Consider the following 22,036-nt stretch of genomic DNA (forward strand, 5'->3'; position numbering starts at 1 on the left):
CGTGACACCTTTTGTCATGGACGCCTAGCATCGTCGTTCAGTTCGCGCGGTCGACGTCAGTATTCATCCGGATCGGATAAAACCGGCCCGGCAACTTTTCGCGGCGTGACGAAAGTTTGTCGCCTTCTGCGCTTTCGGCTTGCTTTGTCGGGGCGAAGGGCTAAACCAAGAAGGTCATTAGTCAGAATCCTCCAGAGAATAACCCGGCCTAACAGCCGGGTTATTCGATTCTGGGAACAGGCGAATTTGCGGGTCGCCGCTCGCCTGGCTGCAACCCCGCTGCTAAGGCATTGGCGATGGCCTCATTTGTCTTCTGGCGGGAACCGGTGGCGAGCGAGCGTACCGCCGATGATCTTCATCCGCTGCTGTTGCGCGAAGTTCATATCGTTCCCGAATCGACTGTCCGGGGCAGGGTCGAAACAGCTTCCGGCTGCTGGGATTTCGCAGCCTTCGCCACCCGCACGCACTTCTACTCGGCCGCTCAGCAGTTATGGCAGCAGCCCGGCCACGGCATGTGCGTCATCCATGGCTTGATCTGGCGTATCGTTTCGGGACGCCCGGTCCTGCTCGACGCCGCGGCGGTGGCGCAGCTGCTCGATCATCCCGCTGCGCCATGGCCTGACGACCTTGCCGGCGAATATGTCGTCGCACGGCTGCATGCGGACGGGACGCTCACCGCATTTTCCGATCAGGCGGGCCTTCATCAGCTATTCCATGGCCCGGCCGAAAGGCCGGTGCTGGCCAATCGCGCCGGGCTGGCGGCGGTCGTGCTCGGCGACCGAACGGTCGATCCGTCGAGCCTGACATGGCTCGCCGCCATCGGCTATCGCGTCGGCACCGCCACCGCCTATCGTGCGGTGACGCAGCTCGCGCAGGAGCATGTGCTGAGCTTTGGCCCGGACGGTATGGCCAGCCGGCCGTTTGCGACTTCGATTGTCGACTTCGAGGCCGAGCGAGGCTGGTCACCGGCGCTCGACGCCCTGCTCGCCGAGGGGATCGGTCAAGCCAAGGCGGCGATCCAGCTCGGCATCGCTACCGACGGGCCGATCGATCTGCCGATTACGGGCGGCAAGGACAGCCGCGTCATCCTCGGCCTGTGCCTGGCGGCGGGTCTCAAGGATCGGTTGCGGCTGTTCACCCGCGGCTATGCGGGGCACCCCGACGTGATTGCCGGCGCCGGCATCGCCGCGGCGCTAGGCCTTCCCCATCGGCGCGAGCCGCCGCATGGCAGCGACGAGCCAGCACACTGGACGGTCGAGCGCTTCTTCCACAAGCTGATGGCGCAGACCTGGCAGACCGATGGCATGGTCGGCGGCTGGGACCTGATCCTTGGCGAGCGGATCGCCGCCGAGACGCTGATCACCGGCCATATGGGCGAAGTGCTCAAGGCCTATTCAAAAAAATCGCTGCCGGCGGCAGGGCTCGATCCGCTCGCGATGGTGCGGCTTCAGGCGCCGTTCGATCCGATGGGTGTACTGCGGCCAGAGGCTTGCGAGGCGCTTACCGCGCAGCTTGCGGTGCAGATGGATCAGGCGCTTGGCGCCGGCGCGCGGGAGGGGGATCTTCCCGACCTGTTCTACTATCGCAATCGCATACCGAACTGGCTCGGCGCGATCCGGGCGATCAAATCGTTCGAACGCCAGCCGGTGGTGCCGCTCGGCGCGCCGGCACTGCTGCGGCTCGCCTTCCGGCTGACGCCGGAGGAACGCAAGATCGAGTTGCTCCATTACCGGATCATCGAGCGTTGCGCCCCGGAATTGCTGGCACTGCCCTTTGCGCTGCAGCGCTGGGATCCGCGGCTGGGCCCGCAAGCGCCGCAGACCGATCCCGTCCTGCCGGCTGCCGGCTCGCCGCCGGTGTTCGGCAACTGGCAATTCTCGCTCAACCACAATCCGGCAATCCGTGCCGCACTTGCCGCGACGATCGAGGCGCAAGACGATCTGGCGCTATGGCGATCGATCGATCGCGACGCCGTGCTCGACCGGCTGCGCAATCGGCGGCTGGACTATTTCGACGGGATCAGCATGCTTGGCCTGGTGGTGGCGATATTCCAGGAGAGCGCGATGGTCGAGCCGGTGAAGGTCGGCGGTCCGGTCGTCGCGCCTCGAATATCGACGTTTCCGCGGCCGGCGGTTGATGGCTGCCTCGATGGGGTGCGCACCGAAGGCGAGGCCGTGATCTTCGACGGCTGGGCGCATGCCCGCGCCTTTCCCGCAGCTCAGCTCGCGATCGAGGCGCGGCTGGGGAAGGAATCGCTCGGCGTAACGGTCGCCGATCATGATCGGCCCGATCTGGTGCCGCACGGTTTCGGTGACGGGCGGCATGGATTCTCGCTGGCGGTGCCGCGCGAAAGGCTACGTGCAGCCGCCGCCGGTGCGTCGGCGGTCGAGATCGCGATCATGCCGTTCGATAGCGATCAGGTCATCGGCCGGGCCACCGTAGCGCCATGAACCGGGCCATCCTCGTCATCGGCCAGAGCCATATCGCGGCAATAAGAGCGGCGGCGAAAGCGCGGCGCGAGGCGGATCCCGATCGGCTGCGGACCCGCGTGATTCATACGATGGAACCGCAATATGCCCCCGAACTGTTGGGAGAAGGCGACGCGGCCATTTTCGTTCCCGCGCTGGTGGAGGCGATCGGCGATCAGATCGCCCGGCACAATCCCTTGGTCGCATCCGCCAGCGGCGGCAACGTCCACAATGGCTTCGCGCTTATCCGTCATCCCCGGCCCTATGACTTTCTGCTGTCGGGCGAGGAGGGACCGCCGCTCGATCCCGACGCCGAGCCGCTCTCCGAGGCGCTACTCCGCGCTGCCCTGGAAAACGGGCTTAGCCGTGATCGCGCCCGGCTGCGCCAGATAAGGCGGATTGCCGGCGCCGCGATCCAGCTTGAATCGCCCCCGCCGCTGGCGGACAACGCCATCATCGCCGCGCAGGCCGATGCCTATTTCAGGGATAACGGCATCGCGGCGCTGGGCGTCGCTTCGCCGCAACTGCGCTACAAGATCTGGCGGCTCCATTCCCGCATCATTGCCGGCTATTGCGCCGAACTGGGGCTGGGCTTCCTGCCGGTGCCGATCGAGACCCAGGACGACAACGGCTTCCTGCTGCCGCATCTTGCCGGCGATGCGACCCATGGCAATGCCGCCTATGGCGAAGCCGTGATCCGCGCATTGGAGGCAATGTGACGACCCATCCCTATCGCGACATGCCGGCGACCGCGTTCTGGCGCCGCTCGGTGGCCGGCAAGGGCCCGGCGATGGATCCCGTCGCCGGCGCCTTCCTCAGCCTCGCCCGCGAGGACAAGGTCGCCACCGCGGGAAGCTGCTTCGCGCAGAACATCGCCCGCCATTTGAAGCGGAGCGGCTTCGATTTCCTCGTCACCGAGAGCGCGCATCCGATCGTGCCGCCGCATGTCGGGGAGCGCCACGGATATGGCCTGTACAGCGCGCGCTACGGCAATATCTACACCGCGCGGCAACTGCTCCAGCTGTTCGACCGGGCTTATGGCGTCTTCACCCCCGCCGAGGACATCTGGCCTGCTCCAGGGGGCAGAGGCGTCGTCGACCCGTTCCGCCCGAACATCGAGCCGGGCGGTTTTGCGAGCGAAGCCGAGTTGCGCGCCGACCGCGCCCATCATCTGTCCCGCGTCCGGGAAATGTTCGAGACGCTCGACATCTTCGTGTTCACACTAGGCCTGACCGAAGGCTGGGTGTCGACGATCGACGGCGCCGTGTTCCCGTTGTGCCCGGGCGTCTCGGGCGGGGTGTTCGACGCCAGCCTGCACCGCTTCCACAATTTCCGGACCAGCGAAGTCGTCGCCGACCTCGGCGCCTTCCTCTCGCGGTTGCGCGGCGTCAATCCGGGCGCACGCGTCATCCTCACCGTCTCGCCGGTGCCGCTCGCGGCGACCGCCAGCGGCAATCATGTGCTTGCGGCAACCACCTACTCCAAGTCGGTGCTCCGCGCGGCGGCCCAGGAGATCGCCGAGGATCATCCGAACGTCTTCTATTTTCCGTCATACGAGATCATCACCAGCGCGCCGGCGGGCGCCCGCTATTTCGCCGAGGACCTGCGCAACGTGACCGAGGAAGGCGTGGCGCATGTGATGTCGGTATTCCTGCGCCACGCGGCGGGGATTGAGGGACCGGCACCGGCGGCTGCGCGCGAAGAAACGCCGGATCTGACTATTTCTGCAGCCAGGCGTTGGGTCGAGGTCATGTGCGATGAAGCGATGCTCGACGCACCTGACGAATAGTCTTCCCCGGTCCGGCCATAGCCGCTAACCGTCGCCGCGACGGCAACGGAGACGAGATTGGGGCGGCCCGACAACAGCCAAGCGCGCACGGCGATCCTGGTGCTCGGCATGCATCGCAGCGGAACTTCGGCACTCGCCCGGCTGATCGGCTATCTGGGCGCCGCGCTGCCTGCCGATGCAATCGATGCGCATGCCGACAATGCACGCGGCTATTGGGAATCGGAGGCCATGGTGAAGGCCGACGATCAGCTCCTGCGGGTCGCGCGGTCGAGCTGGTTCGATCCGCGTGCGCTCGATCTGTCGCGGCTTGATGCTTCGGCGCTGCGCTCTCGCAAGGACCGGATCTGGGAGGCGGTGACGGCCGCATTCGGCGATGCGCCGCTGATGGCGATCAAGGATCCGCGCCAGTGCCGGTTCGTGCCGACCATGGTCGAGACGCTGGCCGAGCATGGTGTCGCCGCGCGTACGGTCTTGATGCTGCGCAGCCCACATGCGGTAGCCCGGTCGATCGCCAGCCGCGACGGCACCACCTCGGCTTTCGCCCACCTGCTGTGGCTGCGGCACATGATGGAGGCCGAACGGGCCAGCCGCGGGCTCATGCGCGCGGTGATAGAGTTCGACGCGATGCTCGGCGACTGGCGCGACGCCGCCCGCCGGCTACTGCCGCTGACAGGCGGAGACATGCCGGAAGGCGAAACGGCGGAGGCGATCAATGGCTTCCTCGATCCGGCGCTGCGCCATCATGGCGACGCGACGGCTAGCCTGGAACAGCCCCTTGCCGGAATCATCGAGGCGGCGCGGCAAGGGCTTGATGCGCTGCTCGACCATGACGATGACGCGGCCCGAGCGACGCTCGACGCGGCCTATGCCCGGCTGGATGCGGTTCCCTGGCTTGCCGATGACATTATCCATGACGAGCTGCGCCACCGCCGGCTCGGCACAGTGGAGAGCCCCGCCGCGCCTGCCGAGCCGCAGACAGTCGTGCCGCCGCAGCAGTCGATGCCCGCGCCGCCGCCGCCGCATGCAGAGGCGGTGGCGATGATCCGAGGTAGCGGCCTGTTCGACGAGGCCTGGTATCTCGCCAGCTATCCCGATGCCGCGAGCAGTGGCCTCGACCCGATCGAGCATTATCTGACGACCGGCGCCCCCAGGGGCTATAATCCGCATCCGCTGTTCGACACCGGCTTTTACGCGCGGCAGATGGCCCGCCGGCTCGGCGCGGGAGGCGGACTGTGAAGACGGCGCTGGTCCTGCACCTGTTCTACCCGGAGGTCGCGGTCGAGCTGATCGATCGCGTCGCGACGCTCGGCGCAGCGGTCGATGTCTTCGTCACCCATAGCGTCGTCCTGGACGAGAGCGTGCTGGCCGCGCTCGACCGGCTGCCGCGCAAGCCGGAGCTGGTGGCGGTCGCCAACCGCGGCTGGGACATCGGTCCGCTGTTCGAATTGCTGCCGATGCTGGCCGCACGCGGCTATGACCTGATCGGCAAGCTGCACACTAAGAAGGGCGGCTCGGGCTATGCCCCCGAGTGGCGCCAGCTCGCCTATGACGGCATGATTGCGTCGTCGGCGCTGGTCGACCACATCGTCACCACCTTCGCTCAGCATCCCGATCTGTCGCTGCTCGGGCCTAAGCCGCTCTACAAGTCGGTGGCGAGCCACCTGTTTCGCAACGCCGAACTGTTGTCGGATCTGGCGCCGCGCCTGCTCGCACCGGCCTATCCGCCCGCCGACTGGGGGTTCTTCGCCGGCACCTTCTTCTGGGCACGCCGCCCGCTGCTCGAAAAGGTCGCGGGTCTGGCCGATTTCGGCGAGGCAGGGACGATGAGCCAGGAGCGGGACGGCGCGCTCGGCCATGCGGTCGAGCGACTGTTCGGACTTGCGCCGCTCGCGTTAGGGGGCAAGGTCGGGCTGGTCGAGAATGGCCACATCGAACTGATCCAGGCACCGGGCCTGCCGTCGCACGAGCCGGTGATCCAGACCCTCGTCGATGCGGCGGGGCTGGGCGTCGGACCGCCCGATGCCGAACTGTCGGCGCTGATCGCGACGCACAATCCGCTGATCGACTATATCCGCCATGGCCGCGAGACCGATGCGCTCGATCCCAACCTCTATTTTTCCAGCAGCTGGTACAACAGCATCCACGCCGACGTGCATGCGGCGGGCATGCATCCGCTCCACCATTATATCCATCATGGCGCGGCCGAGGGGCGCTCGACCGGGCCGCTGTTCGACGGCGTCTTCTATCGCAAGAGCTATGATGATGTTGCAGGCGATCCCCTGCAGCATTTCCTGGAGGTCGGCGCGGCCGAGGGCAGGGTGGCGATCCCGGTCAGCCGTCCGCGCTACGAGACATCCGATGAGCGGCCGCGGCGCTTCTACCGGCATTTCGACATCGCCCGCGAAGAAGCCTTTCTGCGCGGGATGGCCAACCTGCCCGAAGCGGTGCGGCGCGAGGCCGACGAAAGGCTGATCAGCGTCGTTATGCCTGCCTATAACCGGGCCGATCGCATCGCCGCGGCCATCCGCTCCGTGCTGGCGCAAAGCCACCGGTATTTCGAACTGCTGGTGGTAGACGACGGATCGACCGACGGCACCGCCGAGATCGCCGCCGCCTTCACCAGCGATCCGCGCGTGCGCGTCATCAAGGGCCCGCACGGCGGGGTCAGCGCCGCACGCAACCTCGGCTTTGAAGCCGCGGTCGGCGATATCGTCGCCTATCTCGATAGCGACAATAGCTGGAAGAGCTGGTTCCTCGACGTCATGGCTCTGTTCATGACGTCGCAGCGGCTCGATGCCGCCTATTCGGGAATCGCGCTGCGCGACGAACTCAACCAGCTCACCGGTTATCGCGGCGACGACTTCGACTGGGAAGCCTGCCTCGCGGAGAATTATGTCGACCTCAACGCCTTCTGCCACCGCAGGGCGCTGGTCGACCAGTTGGGCATGTTCGACCGCAACCTGCGGCGGATGGTCGATTGGGACCTGATCCTGCGCTTCGGCAAAGGCCGGCCGGTCGGCTATGCCCCGTTCGTCGGCTGCGAATATCACGACGCCAAGAGCGACCGGGGACGGATCACGGTCAGCGAGCCGGCCGCCTTCCAGGCGCTGGTCCGCGCCAAGCACACGCTGGGGCTCCCGACGGGGCACGACGCGCACGCGCTGGCGGCGCAACTGAAGCTCAATGTCGCCATCAAGATCGCCGCGCCCGAGGACGAGAAGGCTGCCTGGGGCGACTATCATTTCGCGGAGAGCCTGGCCGCGGCGATCGAGCGGCTCGGCCATCGGGTCAGGATCGATTTCCGCGGCGCCTGGCATGGTCATTCGATCGCCAGTGAGGATCTGGTGATCGTGCTGCGCGGGCTGATCGGCTATGAACCCCGGCCCGGGCAGATGGCTTTCCTGTGGAACATCAGCCATCCCGATCAGGTCGGCTTCGACGAATATGACCGCTACAGCCGGGTCTATGCCGCGTCGGAGTCGCACGCCGCACTGCTCGCCCATATCGTCCGGCCGCCGGTCGCGGCGATGCTGCAGGCGACCGATCCGGAGCGCTTCCATCCCCGCGATGGCGCGCGCTCGTCGGATGTCGTGTTCGTCGGCAATTCGCGCGGGGTCGATCGCGAGATCGTCCGCTGGGCGATCGAGGCGGACCGGCCGCCGGTTATTTTCGGCGATGGCTGGGAAGGGCGTGTGCCCCCCGAACTGGTCCAGGCGAAGAATATCGACAACCGCGATCTCGGCGCGCTCTACGCATCGGCGGGCGTGGTGCTGAACGATCATTGGCCGTCGATGCGGGCCTTCGGGCTGCTGTCGAACCGGCTGTTCGATGCTGTCGGCAGCGGTGGCAGGGTGGTGTCCGATCCGGTGCCGTCGATGGTATCGGTGTTCGGGGATGCGGTGGCGCAAGTCTCCGGCCCGGCCGAACTGGCGGCTGCGGTCGACGACATGCTCGCCCGACCGCGCAATGCACAGGCGGCGCGGCTCGCTGCCGACTATGTCCATGAAGAACATGGCTTCGATGCACGCGCCCGCAGCTTCATCGGCGATGCCTTCGCGATCCTCGGCTTGCCGTCGCCCTTTCCGCCGCCCGCGCCTGACTTCGACGATCGGCTCCGGGTCCATGTCATCGCCCGGCACAGCGCGATCGGCCCGCAGAGCTCGGCCTATATCCGCCTGGTCGCGCCGCTCACCGACGAGAGCGTGGCGCGGCGCGTGCGCCTGACCCTGGGCGCACCCGAGGATCCGGTGCCCGACTGCGATGTCTGCATCGTCCAGCGTACCGCATTGCCGTCCGTCGCCGCGGTCGACGCTCTGGTGCGGCGGCTGGGCGAACTCGGCGCGGCGCTTGTCGCCGATGTTGACGACGCCTTTACGTTGATCGGTGCGGATCATCCCGAGCACAGCCTGTACCGCCCGCTCAATGCCGCGCTTGATCGCGTCATCGCGGCGTCGGCGGAAACCTGGTTCTCCACGCTCGAGCTTGCCGAGGCCTATGCGCGGCTGACGCCGCGCAGCGCGATCGTCGCCAATGCCCTCGATCCCCGGCTATGGCGTGACTGGCGGCATCAGCGGCCCGCGCCCTTCTCGGGACAGAAAGTCCGCATGGTCTATATGGGCACGCACACCCATGGCCCGGATTTCGCCGCGATCCGTCCGGCGCTCGACGCGCTCCATGCCGAGCGTGGCGACGCCTTCGACCTGACCGTCATCGGCATCGATCCCGATCTTGCGCCCGCGCCCTGGCTGCACCGGCTGGCGCCGCCGGCGGAGGCAGTAAGCTATCCCCGCTTCGTGCGCTGGCTGCGCGGGCAAGGGCCGTTCGACCTGGGTCTGGCTCCGCTCGCCGACAATGCGTTCAATCGCTGCAAGTCGGACATTAAGGCTCTGGATTATGCTGCGCTCGCCATCCTCCCGCTGCTCAGTGACGGCCCCGCCTATCGCGCCGATCCGCTGCTCGGCCGGCACGCACTGTTTGCGGGTGCGGATGGCTGGCCCGACGCACTGCGCGCCGTACTGGACGATCGCGAGGAAGCCGCGCGCCGCGCGGTCGCCGCGCAGGCCCATGTCTGGGAAAAGCGTAACGTCGCGTCGGTCGCTTCGACCTTGGTCGACCGGCTCGAGGCGCTGCGGAGCTGACGCTCCATGTTTGTGAAACGCGCGTTTCTTCCGCTCGCGGCGCTGCCCTTCGTGCTTGCAGCTGATGGCGACCTGCCGCAGCTGGGGCTGCCGATCGCCTGCAAGATCGGCCAAAGCTGCGCGATCCAGCATTATGTCGACATCGATCCGACGCCCGGCGCGCGGGACTATCATTGCGGCGCCCGCACCTATGACAAGCATGACGGCATCGATTTTCGGATCAAGAGCATGGCCGATGCCCGACGAGGCGTCGCCGTGCTGGCCGCGGCGGACGGCACGGTGCTCAGCCTGAGGGATGGCATGCCCGACATATCGGTGAAGATTGCCGGCTTGGCCTCGGTCGCCGGTCGGGAGTGCGGCAACGGCGTGGTGATCGACCATGGATCGGGCATTCAAACCCAATATTGCCATATGCTGCGGAGCAGCCTCGTGGTGAAGCCGGGACAGGCGGTCAAGGTTGGGACGCCGCTGGGCAAGGTCGGTATGTCCGGCGACGCCGAATTCCCGCACCTGCATTTCATCGTCCGCCAGGCGGGCAAGCCGATCGATCCCTTCGCTTATGGCGCGAAGCCCGGTGCGTGCGGCGGGGGCGGACGCAACCTGTGGGCGCCGTCGGCCGGGCTGGCCGATCCGTATCGCGCGGGGGAGGTGCTCAACTCGGGGTTTGCGACAGGGCCTGTCACGATGGTCGCCGTCGACGAAAGCGGCGCAGACCAGCAGCCGCGGCCGACCCGGGATGCGCCCGCGATCGTCGCCTTCGTCCGCGCGATCGGCCTGGAAGGCGGCGACGTCCAGACCCTCAGCCTCGCCGCACCCGACGGCACCATGTTGTCGGAAAACCGCGCCCAGCCGCTCGACCGCAACAAGGCGCAATGGCTGATCTTCGCCGGCAAGAAGCGGCCGGCGGCAGGCTGGCCCGCCGGGCGCTACGCCGCCCTTTATGTGGTAAAGCGCGCCGGCAAGACGGTGATCGAGCAGCGGTTCGCGTTGCAGCTTTGACGCAGGCCCTGGCCTAGCCAAGTGGCCCGTGCATCGCTAACCAAAGGCCATCGACCGCGCTGAGGACATGGGGGAGGAACGGGCTGTCCATGCCGAGCCGCAACATCCTGATCATTCACCAGAACTTTCCCGGTCAGTTCGTCCACATCGCCCAGGCGCTGATCGAGCGCGGAGACAGGGTGGTCGCGATAGGCGGGCCCACGGCGAAGCAGATGGAGGGGGTGCCGCTGGCGCGCTGGGAGGCGGGCCGCGGGTCGACACAAGGCATATTCTATCAAGCAGTCCGTGCGGAAGCCGACATGATCCGTGGCACTGCGGCCGTGCGCGCCGCCGCCGAGCTGAAGCGGCGCGGCTTCGTTCCCGATCTGGTCATCGCGCATCCGCAGTGGGGCGAGACGCTGCATCTGCGCAGCGTCTTTCCCGATGCGCCGCAGATCCTGTTCGGCGAGCTTTATTATCAGGCAAAGGGCCTCGATACTGACTTCGATCCCGAGTTCGACGCGCCGAATTTCGGGGAAGATCTGCGCATCCACGCGAAGAACGCGACCCAGGCGCTGGCCTTCTCCACCGGCGATCGCATCGTCTGCCCTACGCCGTTCCAGGCGAACAGCTTCCCGGCCGTATTCCAGCCAATGATCGACATCATCCACGAAGGGGTCGACACGCAGCGCGCGCGCCGCCGCCCTGGCACGGTTCTCGACCTGCCCAATGGCGATCGTCTGGATGGATCGAAACCTGTCATCACCTTCATCAACCGCCGCTTCGAGCGGCTGCGCGGTTTCCATGTCTTCATGCGCGCGCTGCCGGATTTTCTCGCCGCCTGTCCCGACGCGCACGTCGTCCTGATCGGTGAGGAGAAGGGTGTTTCCTATGGCCAGGCCCTGCCCGATGGCCAGGAATGGAAGGATCGGATGCTCGCCGAAGTCGGCGACAGGCTCGATCATGGCCGAGTGCATTTCCTCGGCCATGTCGAGCACAGCCGAATGATCGACGCGCTGTCGATCTCCTGGGGCCATGTCTATTATACCTATCCGTTCATCATGTCCTGGTCGCTGCTCGAGGCAATGGCGTGCGAATGCCTGATCCTGGGTTCCGATGTCGCGCCGGTGCGTGATGCGGTGACGCACGGCGTCGATGGCGTGCTCAACGACTTCTTCGATGTCGAGAGGCTGACCGCGGCGATGGTGCGCGCGGTGCGCGAGCCGGCGTCGTTTCTCGCGATGCGCAAGGCGGCGCGAGAAACGGTGGTCGCCCGGTTCGACAGCCGCAGCGTCGGACTGCCTGCCTGGATGGCGGTGATAGACCGGGCGGCATCCCGGTGATCGGCATCCTGTACGCTTACGGCTTCATCAAAGCGGCAAGTGCGGATAATGGGGTGGCCATGACGATATCTGGAAGGACCGAGGCTTGATCACCACCATCGACGAGGAACAGGGGATCGTGATCGTGCGCAACGGCGATAGCGAGGTTCGCCACAGCCTTGCGACCGCCGAGGGCTTCGATGCCGCGTCGCGGGCTTGGGTGCGAGCCACCTGGGATTCCAAATATGTCTACAGCTTCGCGTGGATGGGCCGGCCGATCATCCAGCTGCCCGAAGACATGATTCGCCTGCAGGAGGTGATCTGGGCGCTCAAGCCCGATGTGCTGATCGAGACCGGCGTCGCGCATGGCGGCTCGCTCATCTTCTACGCGTCGCTCTTCGAGGCGATGGGCAAGGGGCGCGTGGTCGGTATCGATATCGAGATCCGCCCGCATAATCGGGAGGCTATCGAAGCCCATCCGATGAAGAAGCGCATCGAACTGCTGGAAGGATCGTCGACCGCGCCCGAGATCGTTGCCCAGGCCGCTGCACTGGTGAAGCCCGGCGAAACGGTGCTGGTGGTGCTCGATTCGAACCACAGCAAGGGCCATGTGCTCGACGAACTGCGCGCCTATGCGCCGCTGGTCGGGGTCGGCAGCTACATCGTCGCGACCGACGGCATCATGGAACAGGTCGCGGGTGGCCCTCGCACCGAAGCCGACTGGAACTGGAACAATCCCAAACAGGCAGCGCATGCCTTCGTCGCGGAGGATCCGCGCTTCGTCATCGAGGAGCCGGCCTTCCCGTTCAACGAGGGCGCCGTCACCCATCGCGTCACCTATTGGCCCGACGCTTTCGTCAAGCGTATCGCCTGACAGCCAATAGGGGGACTGACCATGAAGACAGTGATATTGGCTGGCGGGCTGGGCACGCGCATCTCGGAGGAGAGCCACCTCAAGCCCAAGCCGATGATCGAGATCGGGGGGAGGCCGATCCTCTGGCACATCATGAAGCTGTTTTCGCAGCATGGCTTCAACGACTTCATCGTCTGCCTCGGCTACAAGGGCTATGTCATCAAGGAGTATTTCTCCAACTATGTGCTGCACAATGCCGATCTGACCGTCGATCTTGGTGCCGGATCGATCGAATATCACGCCACCAACCACGAACCTTGGCGGGTAACGCTCGTCGATACCGGCGCGGAGACCATGACCGGCGGCCGGCTCAAGCGGGTGGCCCGATATCTGGATCCGGGCGAACCCTTCTTCTTCACTTATGGCGACGGCGTCGCCGACGTCGATCTGCAGGCGCTCGCGGCGTTTCACAAGGACCATGGCAGGCAGGCGACGGTGACGGCGGTGGCGCCTCCGGGCCGTTATGGCGCGCTCGCGATGACGGGCGACCAAGTCGATCGATTTGTCGAAAAACCGCCGGGTGACAATGCGCTGATCAACGGCGGCTTCTTCGTGCTGCAGCCTGATGTGATCGGCCGCGTCGCCGGCGACGACATGCCCTTCGAAGCCGAACCGCTCGAAGGCCTCGCGCGAGAAGGCCAGCTCATGGCCTATCACCATCCGGGTTTCTGGAAGGCGATGGACACGCTACGCGACAAGAACGACCTCGAAGCGCTCTGGGCCGGCGGCAGCGCGCCGTGGCGGCTCTGGAAATGACGCGGCCGACGCCGGGCTTCTGGTCCGGCAAAAGCGTGCTGCTGACCGGGCACACCGGCTTCAAGGGGGCGTGGGCAGCGATCTGGCTGGCGCGGATGGGCGCGAGGGTCACGGGCCTCGCGCTGGCGCCGGAGGAGAGGCCGAACCTGTTCGAGCTGGCCGGCGTGGCGGATCTGGTCGATCACCGTGTCGCCGACCTGCGCGATTACGATGCCGTCAGGACCGCAATCGCGGGCGAGAAATTCGACATCGTTCTCCACATGGCGGCACAGGCTCTGGTGCGCGCGTCGATCGGGGATCCGGTCGCAACTTTCGCCGCCAACATCATGGGCACGGCCCATCTGCTCGATGCGCTGCGAAACGGGCCCGCTTCCGAGGCGATCCTCGTGATCACGTCTGACAAGGTCTATGCCAATGCAGAGACCGGGCGGGCCTTCGTCGAGGGCGATGCGCTCGGCGGCAAGGATCCCTATTCGGCCTCCAAGGCGGCGGCGGAGATCGTCACCGCCAGCTTCGCACGCAGCTATTTCGAGCAGGCGGGCGTGCCGCTGGCCACCGCACGCGGCGGCAATGTGATCGGCGGCGGCGACTATTCACGCGATCGCATAATGGCCGACATCATCCGCGCCGCGCGCACCGGCGAAGTCACCGTCCTGCGCCATCCGGAGGCAACGCGGCCCTGGCAGCATGTGCTCGACTGCGTCGCCGGCTACCTCGTCTATGCGGAGGGGCTTGCCACCGATCCGGCGCTGCCCAAGGCAATGAACTTCGGCCCCCGTCCCGAGGGGCCCGCAATGACCGTCGGCGAACTTGCCACGCGCGCAACCACCGCCATGGGGGCGAAGGCATGGGAGCACGAGCCGGATGTCCACTCGATCGAGGCGCGGACACTTGGAATCGATACCAGTCTGGCGCGGCATAGCCTTGGTTTTGAAAGCCGGCTGGATGCTCCAGCCGCCGTCGACTGGACAATCGACTGGTACCGGCGGCAGGCTCAGGGTACCGCCGCCGGCACATTGTGCGACGAACAGATCTCCAATTACGAAGAGCTTCAATGACCCAACCCGCCTGCCGCTTCTGCCGGTCGCCATTGACGCTTGATTTCCTTGATCTCGGCGATCAGCCGCTGGCGAACTCCTATCTCAGCCAAGCCACGCTCGATGCAGGCACCGAAGGCCATTATCCGCTGCATGCGCGCGTCTGCGAAGCGTGCTTCCTGGTCCAGGTCGACGATCCGGTGGCATTCGACGTGATCTTCGACGATCAATATGCCTATTTTTCATCCTATTCGGCGAGCTGGGTGGCGCATGCAAAGCGCTATGCCGATTCGATGGTTCCCTGGCTCGGCCTCGACTCGAACTCGCTCGTGATGGAGATCGCCAGCAATGACGGCTATCTGCTGCAGCATTTCGCCGCGAAGGGCATCCCGGTCCTCGGTATCGAGCCGACGGCGAACACTGCTGCGGTCGCGGTCGAGCGGGGCGTGCCTACCGAGATATCCTTCTTCAACGCTGCGACGGCGGCGGACCTTGCCGCGCGAGGCATCACGGCGGATTTGATCGCGGCCAACAATGTGCTGGCGCATGTTCCCGACATTGCCGACTTCGTCGCCGGCTTCCCGATCGTCCTTAAGGACGAGGGCGTGCTCACTTTCGAATTTCCCCAACTGCTCACCCAGATCGAACTGATCCAGTTCGACACCATCTATCATGAGCATTTCTCCTATCTCTCGCTGCTGTCGGTCGAGAAGGTGCTCGCGGCCAATGGCCTCAAGGTGTTCGATGTCGGGCTGCTCTCCACCCATGGCGGTTCGCTGCGGCTGTTCTGCGCACATGCCGGATCGGCGCATCGGGAAACGCTGGCGCTGTTCGACCTGCGGGCGCGAGAGGAAGAGGCGGGACTGGCCAGCAGGGTACCCTATGAGCAATTCGCGACAAGAGCCGCAGGGGTGCGCGACGGCTTCCTTCGGTTCCTCGACGAGGCGGAACGCCAGGACAAATCCGTGGCCGCTTATGGCGCCGCGGCGAAGGGCAACACCTTCCTCAACTATGCCGGCGTGACATCGGATCGGATCAAGGCGGTGTTCGACGCCAGCCCGCACAAGCAGGGGCGCTATCTGCCGGGCAGTCATGTCCCGATCCTGGCCCCGTCCGAGGTTGCGCGGATCAGGCCCGATTATCTGATTATCCTGCCCTGGAACCTGAAGGGCGAGATCATGGAGCAGATGGCGGTGATCCGCGGCTGGGGCGGCAAGTTCGTCATTGCGACCCCGCATGTCGAGATCCTCGACTGATGCGCTTCACGGCGACCGATATCGACGGCGTCGCCATCGTCGATCTCGAGCCGATCGCCGACGAGCGCGGCTATTTCGCCCGCAGCTTCTGCCCGGCCGAATTCGCAGCGGCCGGCTATGACTTCACGCCGGTCCAGTCGAGCCTGTCGCACAATTTCGCGGCGCGAACGCTGCGCGGCCTCCACTATCAGCCGGCGCCGTTCGGCGAGGCGAAGCTGGTGCGGGTGGTGCGGGGACGGATCTTCGATGTCGCGCTCGATCTTCGCCTCGGCAGCAGCAGCTATCTGCGCTGGACCGCGGCTGAACTGTCGGCGGACAACGGCCGCGCGCTGCTGATCCCCGAAGGCGTCGCCCACGGCTTCCTGACGCTCGAGCCGGCGACCGATATCTTCTACCAGATCGACCGGATGTTCGAACCGGGCCATGGCCGCGGCGTCCGCTGGAACGATCCCGCCTTCGCGATCGACTGGCCTGCCGTGCCGGACGTGATATCGGAGCAGGACGCCGGCCTTCCTGATTTCGATGCGGAGCGATGACGCCATGCTGACGATCGATCCCACCGCCCGTATATCGCAGCTCGCCGACATCGAACCGTCGGTGCGCGGATCGAAGATCGTGATCGGCGCGCGCACCATGATCGACGCGTTCGTGAAGATAAAACCCGCAGGCGGAACCGGCGACGTGATCATAGGCGAGGACTGTGCGATCAATTCCGGGACAGTGATGTACAGCGGCAACGGCATCAGCATCGGCAACGCCGTATTGATCGCGGCCAATTGCACGCTTGCGCCGACCAACCACGCCTTTGCCGATCCCGATCGCCGCATCCGCGACCAGGGCTTCCAGCCGAGCCGCGGCGGGATCGTGATCGGCGACGATGTGTGGCTCGGTGCCAATGTAGTCGTGCTCGACGGCGCCGTGGTGGGCGAGGGCGCGGTGATCGCTGCTGGATCGGTGGTGCGCGGGTCGATCGAGCCCTACGGGCTCTATGCCGGCGCACCGGCAGCCAGGCGCGGCACGCGTCGGCCGGCATGACCGTCTATACCGTCATCGGCGGGGGCGGCTTCGTCGGATCGCAGGTCGTGGCGCATCTGCGGGCGCTGGGGCACGAGCCTTTCCTGCCGGCGCGCGACGACCCGTCGCTGTGGCATCGCGATCTCGGCCGGCTATTTTACTGCGCCGGCCTCACCGGTGATTATCGCACCCGCCCCTTCGCGGCGGTCGAGGCGCATGTCGGCCTATTCGCCCGGCTGGTCGAGCGCGCCCGGTTCGAGCGGGTCGTCTATCTGTCGTCGACGCGGCTATATGACAGCCAGGCCGGCGATCTTGGCCACGAGAACCGCCCGATATCGATCGATGCCGCCGATCCTGCCCATCTCTATGAGCTGTCGAAGCTGCTCGGCGAAAATCTGGCGCTGCACCAGTCACAGGGCCGCGGTGTTGTCGCGCGCCTGTCCTATGTGTTCGGATGGGATGCGCGCGCCGAAGGCTTCCTATCGCAGTGGCTACGCTCGGCCGCAATGAGCCGCAGCCTGCGGATCGACTCCAGCCCGGGTAGCGCCCGCGACTATATCCATGTGGCCGACGTCTCGGCCGCGCTCCACGCGCTGCTCGACAGCTCTCTGAACGAGATCGTCAACGTCGCCCGCGGCGAGACGATCGACAATGCCCGCATCGCCGAACTGTTCGCCCGGCACGGCCGAACGGTCGAGTTCACCCGCGCCGACGACACGGCACCGGCAAAGGCGCTGGACGTTACCCGGCTTGCGGCGCTGGGAGCGCCAGCGCGGCCGGTGCTGCCGTTGATCGATGCGTATCTGGCGGGGCTTATTTAATCAGCAAGCCTTGGCCTGTCGGCAGTTCCATCACGCGGTAGCCGCGTTTTTCCAGCCAAGGATCTTCTGCGAGCTTCTGCGCCCGATATGCCAGCCAGCCATAGTCGTCGAGGACCATAATGGCGCCGGGCACCATGCGATCGAACAGGACCTCGAGCGCGCCCATTTCGGCGTTCGCGTTGTTGAGATCGAGATGGAGGAACGCGATCTTCTCGGGCGCAGCCTGGGCCAACGATTCCGGTACTCGGCCCTGCGTGACGGTTACATTAGGCAGATGCGAGAAGCGCTGCTTCACCTCGTCGAACAAGCTTTGGCTATGTTCGGGCATATGATGGTGCGGCATCGACGCGTCATGCTCGAACAGGTCGTAGAGATAATAATGCCGATCAGGCTGCGATCCGAAGTCGACATAGTCGCATACAATCCGCGCGGTGATCCCCTTGTAGCAGGCGCATTCGACGAAATCGCCTTCCAGCCGCATGCCGTTGCGCGCGGCCCAGGCAACCGTCGCGATACGCCAGATTATGCCCTTCTCGATGTTGGTCGTGGCATGGGCATTGAACGCTTTCATGAACTCGGCATCGGTGAGAAAGCTGAGATTTTTGCTGTACGTAATGAGGTTGTCGCCCGTGAACAGCCCGGCCTTGTTGTTCAGGGCGCCGATCGCGCCGTTGATCGACCGGATAAACTCCTGCCAATTCTTGACGCCGAAGAACAGGCTTGTGACATGTTGAAGGTTCATGACTTGAGTGCCGCTCCCTGGTGGCTCTCGACGGTGCTGGCGACGAGATCGTAAAAGTCTCTGGCGAACTGCTCGGTCTGGCCGAGCGGCCCCGCCTTGATTTGCGCGCGCAGGCCCGTGCGAAGAGCCTGGATGCGATCATGGTCGGCGGCAAGGCGCACGGCGATCTCACGAAAGCCCTCCTGGGTCGCCGCGCAAAGGTCGCCCAAACCTGCGTTCTGGAGGATCGAGTAGCTGAGCCGCTCGAACAACGCTTCGCCGACGAGGGTGACGGTGGGCACGCCCATCCAGGCGGCCTCGCATGTCGTAGTCCCTCCGGTCTGGGGGAAGGTGTCGAGCGCGATGTCGATATCGTTGTAATGCGGCATGTGCGCGCCACGCACGGCACAGAATAGCACGCGCTCCGCGGACACGCCCTCTGCCTCGAAGCGGGAGCGTATGTTGCGCACAAAAGCCTGCGAGCCGCCTTCAGGGCGCACGAACAAAAAGTGCGAGCCGGGAACGTCAGCCACAATTCTGGCCCAGGTCCGCAGCATCTCCGGCCCATATTTATAAGGGTTGTTCGCCGTGCCGAAGGTAACGAACCCGTTGCGCCGCACCGGAGCAACCGGATTGATCGCATGGCCTTCGGGGAAGGCATATTCGCTCATCGCGATCCACGAGCGCGGCATGATCAGCGGCTGCTCGATCAACAGGCTCCGATCCGGCGGACAGAGATGCGGATCGACCAGGAGATAATCGATCGTGCTCAGGCCGATCGAGTGAGGATAGCCGAGCCAGCTCGCCGTCAAAGGAGCCGGCTTCCAGGCCATGACATCGATCTTGTTCATATGCGTCGCGCCGCCGAGCTCGAACAGAATGTCGAGCTGGTCGTTAGCGATCATCTGGGCGGCGTCTCTATCGCTGATGGCGGGATGCCAGCGAAAGGCATCGACCAATCCAGTCAGCTTCTTTTGGACGGCACCGCCAGGGTCGCCCTGATAAAAGGAGTAGCAATATAGTTCGAACCGCGAGCGATCGACATTCTCGAAAAGGGGTAGCGAGAAGTAAGCGACGGGGTGATCGCGCAGATCGGACGACATGAAACCAATCCGGATTTTGGACGTCGGCTTCGATGAGGGCGGGCGCGTAATCGGTGCGAGTTTGGCCGGTCCCAAAGCCTTCTCGCCCCATATACGGTGTTGGTTGAGCAGTTCGACACGATCTGCATGTGTCTTGATCCTCGACATCTGGCTGAGAAGGGCGGTGTGCCGATGCGTTGATGCCCAGGTTCGGCCGAGTTCGGCGAAGGTGCCGAGTTGCGCTACGGCGTCATAATCGGCAACACGCGTGAATATTTCGGTCGCGATCTTGGCTTCGCCGCTGCCCACCCGATCAGGGAAGCTGCTGCCGCGCAGCACGCTATAGCCTTCGTCGATGTTCGCGCCCTCATCAGAGCCGCGGGTGCGCTCCAAACTCTCGGCCAGTGCCATCCGATATTCGAAGTTGTTGGGGGCGAGTTCAACGGCCTTACGATGATGAACATTCGCTCGGGCGCGGTCGTAATCTGCAATGGATCGTGCCATCTGATGATGGAACCAGGCGGCACTGGCGAAGCGCGGTTGCAGCGAGCACAAATAGGCTTCCGCTGCGCGGGGCTCACCGAACTGGCGCATGGTCGCCGCCTTCGCCTGCAACAGGCGCTCGTGATCTGGTGCGGCTTTCAGCGCTCGGTCGAGTATAGCTACAGCCTCGTCCTTATCGGCGCGATAGCTTGCTAGGCCGGCCAGATCGAGCCAGGCGTCGATATAATCCTTCTTCAGCAGGAGCGCTTGGCGGAGCCGCATCGCCGCCGGGCCGTATTTTTTTTGAGCTATTAGCGCTTTAGCGAGCGAGCGCTGATATTCGGCTGACTTGGGCGCCTTGCGAACGAGCTTGGCGAAAACCGCCTCGGCACCGAGGCCATCCTCGATATCGTTCAGAATGTTCCCTTTGTTGACCTGCGCGATGGAATCGTTGGGCTGCAGCCTTATTGCACGATCGAGCACTTCAAGCGCCTCGCGATGGCGGCCCGACCTGCGCAGGAAGATGCCTAGGAAGTTGAGGAACTCGTAGTTTTTAGGTTGAAATTCGAGAGCCTTCGTCGCCCAGGCAACACCGTCTCGGAAGCGTGCAAGCGTGAGGAGATTACGAAGCAGCGCGCGATAAACATCCGCAGATCGTTCCGTGCCTTCCTCCAGCACTGCGATCATGAGATCGACCGCTTCCGCCCTTCGACCTTGCGCGATCGCTGCATCGGCGGCGGTGAGCCTGAGATCCATTGTTGCTTCTCAACATATGTAGGTTGGCCGCGCATAGCTGTCGTCCAGCGGCTTGGCTACGACATTTCCCACCGTCGCGGCTCTCCCTGGGACGGATGGAAGGCAAGGCTTACATCCCGAGCAACAAACAAAAAAGGGGCCGGTCTCGCGACCGGCCCCTCTTTATTCACCCGAAAGTGTGTCCGGTTATGCGCCGGCGAAATCAGCGACGGTGAAGAGCGAGACGTCAGTGACGCCCTGCACCTTGATGATCGCGTTGATGGTCGCACCAGCTGCGTCGTTATAGAACAGATAGCTGTCGCCACCGACCTTAACGACGGCGAGATCGGTCGTGCCAGCGTGGGCGTCGAGCAGCTGCTGAGCATAAACGGTGGCGGCCGAAACCGTAGTGAAGCTCGCGCCAGCAGCCTGCAGCAGAACATCGCCTGCAGTCGTGCCAACCGTGCCAGCTGCAAGCCGGAACAGATCCTCGCCATCGGCATAGTCGTTGACCGTGTCGTACGACGTGTTGCCTGCAACCGTCACGCCAGTGCCGGCTTCGCCAGCAGCGAAGTTGAACTGGTCAATGCCAGCGCCGCCGGTCACGAAGTCGACGCCGGTGCCGCCCGCGATGGTGTCGGTGCCCAGGTCACCCTGGATGTTGTCGGAGTCGGCACCGCCCGAAAGCGAGTCATTGCCCTGGCCGCCGCGGATCGAGTCATTGTCGGCGCCGCCGTCAATCTGATCGTTGCCGAGGTTGCCGTTGATCGTGTCGTTACCAGCGCTGCCCAGGATCGTGTCGATACCGTTGCCGCCGAAAATGCGATCCGAATCGGCGCCGCCATCGATGATGTCGTTGCCGGCGTTGCCGTTGATGTAGTCGCCACCAGCGCCGCCGGTGATCGTGTCGGTGCCGTCAGTGCCACCCGATGCGCTCTGGCCATAAAGATGGTCATTGCCAGCGCCGCCGAGAAGGCTGTCATTGCCTTCGGCGCCAAACAGGTTGCTCGAACCCGCACCGGCAGTGACGGTGTCGTTGCCGAGGCCAGCGAAGATGTTCGACGAGCCAGCGCCACCGGTGAAGGTGTCGTTACCAGCGAAGAGATAGACAGTGTCGCCAGCAGCGGTGCCGGTCAGCGTGTCGCCGGTGTTGACACCGACGATCAGCGACGAGCCGTCGTTGAACACCAGGTTGCCAGCCTGCGAAATGGTGCTGAGCGACGCAGCATCGAAGAACAGCGACTTGCCACCAACGGTGAGGGTCGTGTTCTGGATCGTGTCGGTGACAGCCGAAATCGCGACGGTGACGTTGCCTGCGTTCGCCGTAGCGGTCGAGAAGGCGATGATGTCAGCGCCGGTGATCGCGTTGGCCTGAGCCTGCGTGAGATTTTCGAAAACGTAAGTAGCCATTAGAGTCCTCCAGTAGAACCTTTACCCGGGCAAGCAGCGTGCCACCTCCCGTTTACACGAGCGGGAAGCGCCCCTTGCCGCTCGTGAACCGATCCCCCGTGGCATGGTTCATC

At 64.9% G+C, this 22,036-nt stretch carries 17 protein-coding genes; 14 read left to right on the forward strand and 3 right to left on the reverse strand.

What is annotated here, in order from left to right; translation table 11 throughout:
- The first annotated feature begins 296 nt into the window (after positions 1-296).
- The 14 genes from AAC645_RS13450 (at position 297) to AAC645_RS13515 (ending at position 17,492) form a co-directional block, all read left to right on the forward strand.
- Complete coding sequence (locus tag AAC645_RS13450; RefSeq protein WP_340316714.1) at positions 297-2,450, forward strand: hypothetical protein; 2,154 nt, start codon at positions 297-299, stop codon at positions 2,448-2,450.
- A complete protein-coding gene (locus AAC645_RS13455) occupies positions 2,447-3,187 on the forward strand; it encodes a hypothetical protein (protein ID WP_340316716.1) in 741 nt (246 codons plus the stop codon). Before AAC645_RS13450 ends, AAC645_RS13455 begins: the two co-directional genes overlap by 4 nt.
- Positions 3,184-4,257, forward strand: coding sequence for a GSCFA domain-containing protein (locus AAC645_RS13460; protein ID WP_340316718.1), 1,074 nt, complete (start codon positions 3,184-3,186; stop codon positions 4,255-4,257). Before AAC645_RS13455 ends, AAC645_RS13460 begins: the two co-directional genes overlap by 4 nt.
- A 57-nt stretch (positions 4,258-4,314) precedes the next feature.
- Entirely contained in the window at positions 4,315-5,493 is a 1,179-nt protein-coding gene (locus AAC645_RS13465) for a sulfotransferase family protein (protein ID WP_340316720.1), read from the forward strand.
- Positions 5,490-9,395, forward strand: a complete 3,906-nt coding sequence (locus AAC645_RS13470) for a glycosyltransferase (RefSeq protein ID WP_340316722.1) — start codon at positions 5,490-5,492, stop codon at positions 9,393-9,395. The genes AAC645_RS13465 and AAC645_RS13470 overlap by 4 nt, the downstream gene beginning before the upstream one ends.
- A gap of 6 nt (positions 9,396-9,401) precedes the next feature.
- Entirely contained in the window at positions 9,402-10,394 is a 993-nt protein-coding gene (locus AAC645_RS13475) for a M23 family metallopeptidase (protein WP_340316724.1), read from the forward strand.
- 89 nt (positions 10,395-10,483) lie between these two features.
- Positions 10,484-11,716, forward strand: a complete 1,233-nt coding sequence (locus AAC645_RS13480; RefSeq protein WP_340316726.1) for a glycosyltransferase — start codon at positions 10,484-10,486, stop codon at positions 11,714-11,716.
- An 85-nt stretch (positions 11,717-11,801) separates the two neighbouring features.
- A complete protein-coding gene (locus AAC645_RS13485) occupies positions 11,802-12,569 on the forward strand; it encodes a cephalosporin hydroxylase family protein (RefSeq protein WP_340316727.1) in 768 nt (255 codons plus the stop codon).
- Between the two features lie 21 nt (positions 12,570-12,590).
- Positions 12,591-13,364 carry a glucose-1-phosphate cytidylyltransferase gene (gene rfbF / locus AAC645_RS13490; RefSeq protein WP_340316729.1) on the forward strand — a complete coding sequence of 258 codons (774 nt, stop codon included), beginning with the start codon at positions 12,591-12,593 and terminating at the stop codon, positions 13,362-13,364.
- Positions 13,361-14,422 carry a CDP-glucose 4,6-dehydratase gene (gene rfbG / locus AAC645_RS13495; RefSeq protein WP_340316731.1) on the forward strand — a complete coding sequence of 354 codons (1,062 nt, stop codon included), beginning with the start codon at positions 13,361-13,363 and terminating at the stop codon, positions 14,420-14,422. Before rfbF ends, rfbG begins: the two co-directional genes overlap by 4 nt.
- Complete coding sequence (locus AAC645_RS13500) at positions 14,419-15,657, forward strand: class I SAM-dependent methyltransferase (protein ID WP_340316733.1); 1,239 nt, start codon at positions 14,419-14,421, stop codon at positions 15,655-15,657. Before rfbG ends, AAC645_RS13500 begins: the two co-directional genes overlap by 4 nt.
- Positions 15,657-16,193, forward strand: a complete 537-nt coding sequence (rfbC, locus tag AAC645_RS13505; RefSeq protein ID WP_340316735.1) for a dTDP-4-dehydrorhamnose 3,5-epimerase — start codon at positions 15,657-15,659, stop codon at positions 16,191-16,193. Before AAC645_RS13500 ends, rfbC begins: the two co-directional genes overlap by 1 nt.
- 4 nt (positions 16,194-16,197) lie before the next feature.
- Positions 16,198-16,692, forward strand: a complete 495-nt coding sequence (locus tag AAC645_RS13510; RefSeq protein WP_340316737.1) for an acyltransferase — start codon at positions 16,198-16,200, stop codon at positions 16,690-16,692.
- Positions 16,689-17,492, forward strand: a complete 804-nt coding sequence (locus AAC645_RS13515) for an NAD-dependent epimerase/dehydratase family protein (RefSeq protein ID WP_340316739.1) — start codon at positions 16,689-16,691, stop codon at positions 17,490-17,492. Before AAC645_RS13510 ends, AAC645_RS13515 begins: the two co-directional genes overlap by 4 nt.
- Here the strand turns inward: AAC645_RS13515 and AAC645_RS13520 are convergent.
- The 3 genes from AAC645_RS13520 to AAC645_RS13530 form a co-directional block, all read right to left on the reverse strand.
- Positions 17,485-18,234 (reverse strand): TylF/MycF/NovP-related O-methyltransferase, encoded by a 750-nt coding sequence (locus tag AAC645_RS13520; protein ID WP_340316741.1) that lies wholly within the window; start codon positions 18,232-18,234, stop codon positions 17,485-17,487. The genes AAC645_RS13515 and AAC645_RS13520 overlap by 8 nt on opposite strands.
- Positions 18,231-20,534, reverse strand: coding sequence for a tetratricopeptide repeat protein (locus AAC645_RS13525; protein ID WP_340316743.1), 2,304 nt, complete (start codon positions 20,532-20,534; stop codon positions 18,231-18,233). Before AAC645_RS13525 ends, AAC645_RS13520 begins: the two co-directional genes overlap by 4 nt.
- A gap of 186 nt (positions 20,535-20,720) precedes the next feature.
- A complete protein-coding gene (locus tag AAC645_RS13530) occupies positions 20,721-21,923 on the reverse strand; it encodes a calcium-binding protein (RefSeq protein ID WP_340316745.1) in 1,203 nt (400 codons plus the stop codon).
- Positions 21,924-22,036: the final 113 nt, after the last annotated feature.

It is taken from the genome of Rhizorhabdus argentea (assembly GCF_037861105.1).
GTDB lineage: Bacteria > Pseudomonadota > Alphaproteobacteria > Sphingomonadales > Sphingomonadaceae > Rhizorhabdus > Rhizorhabdus argentea.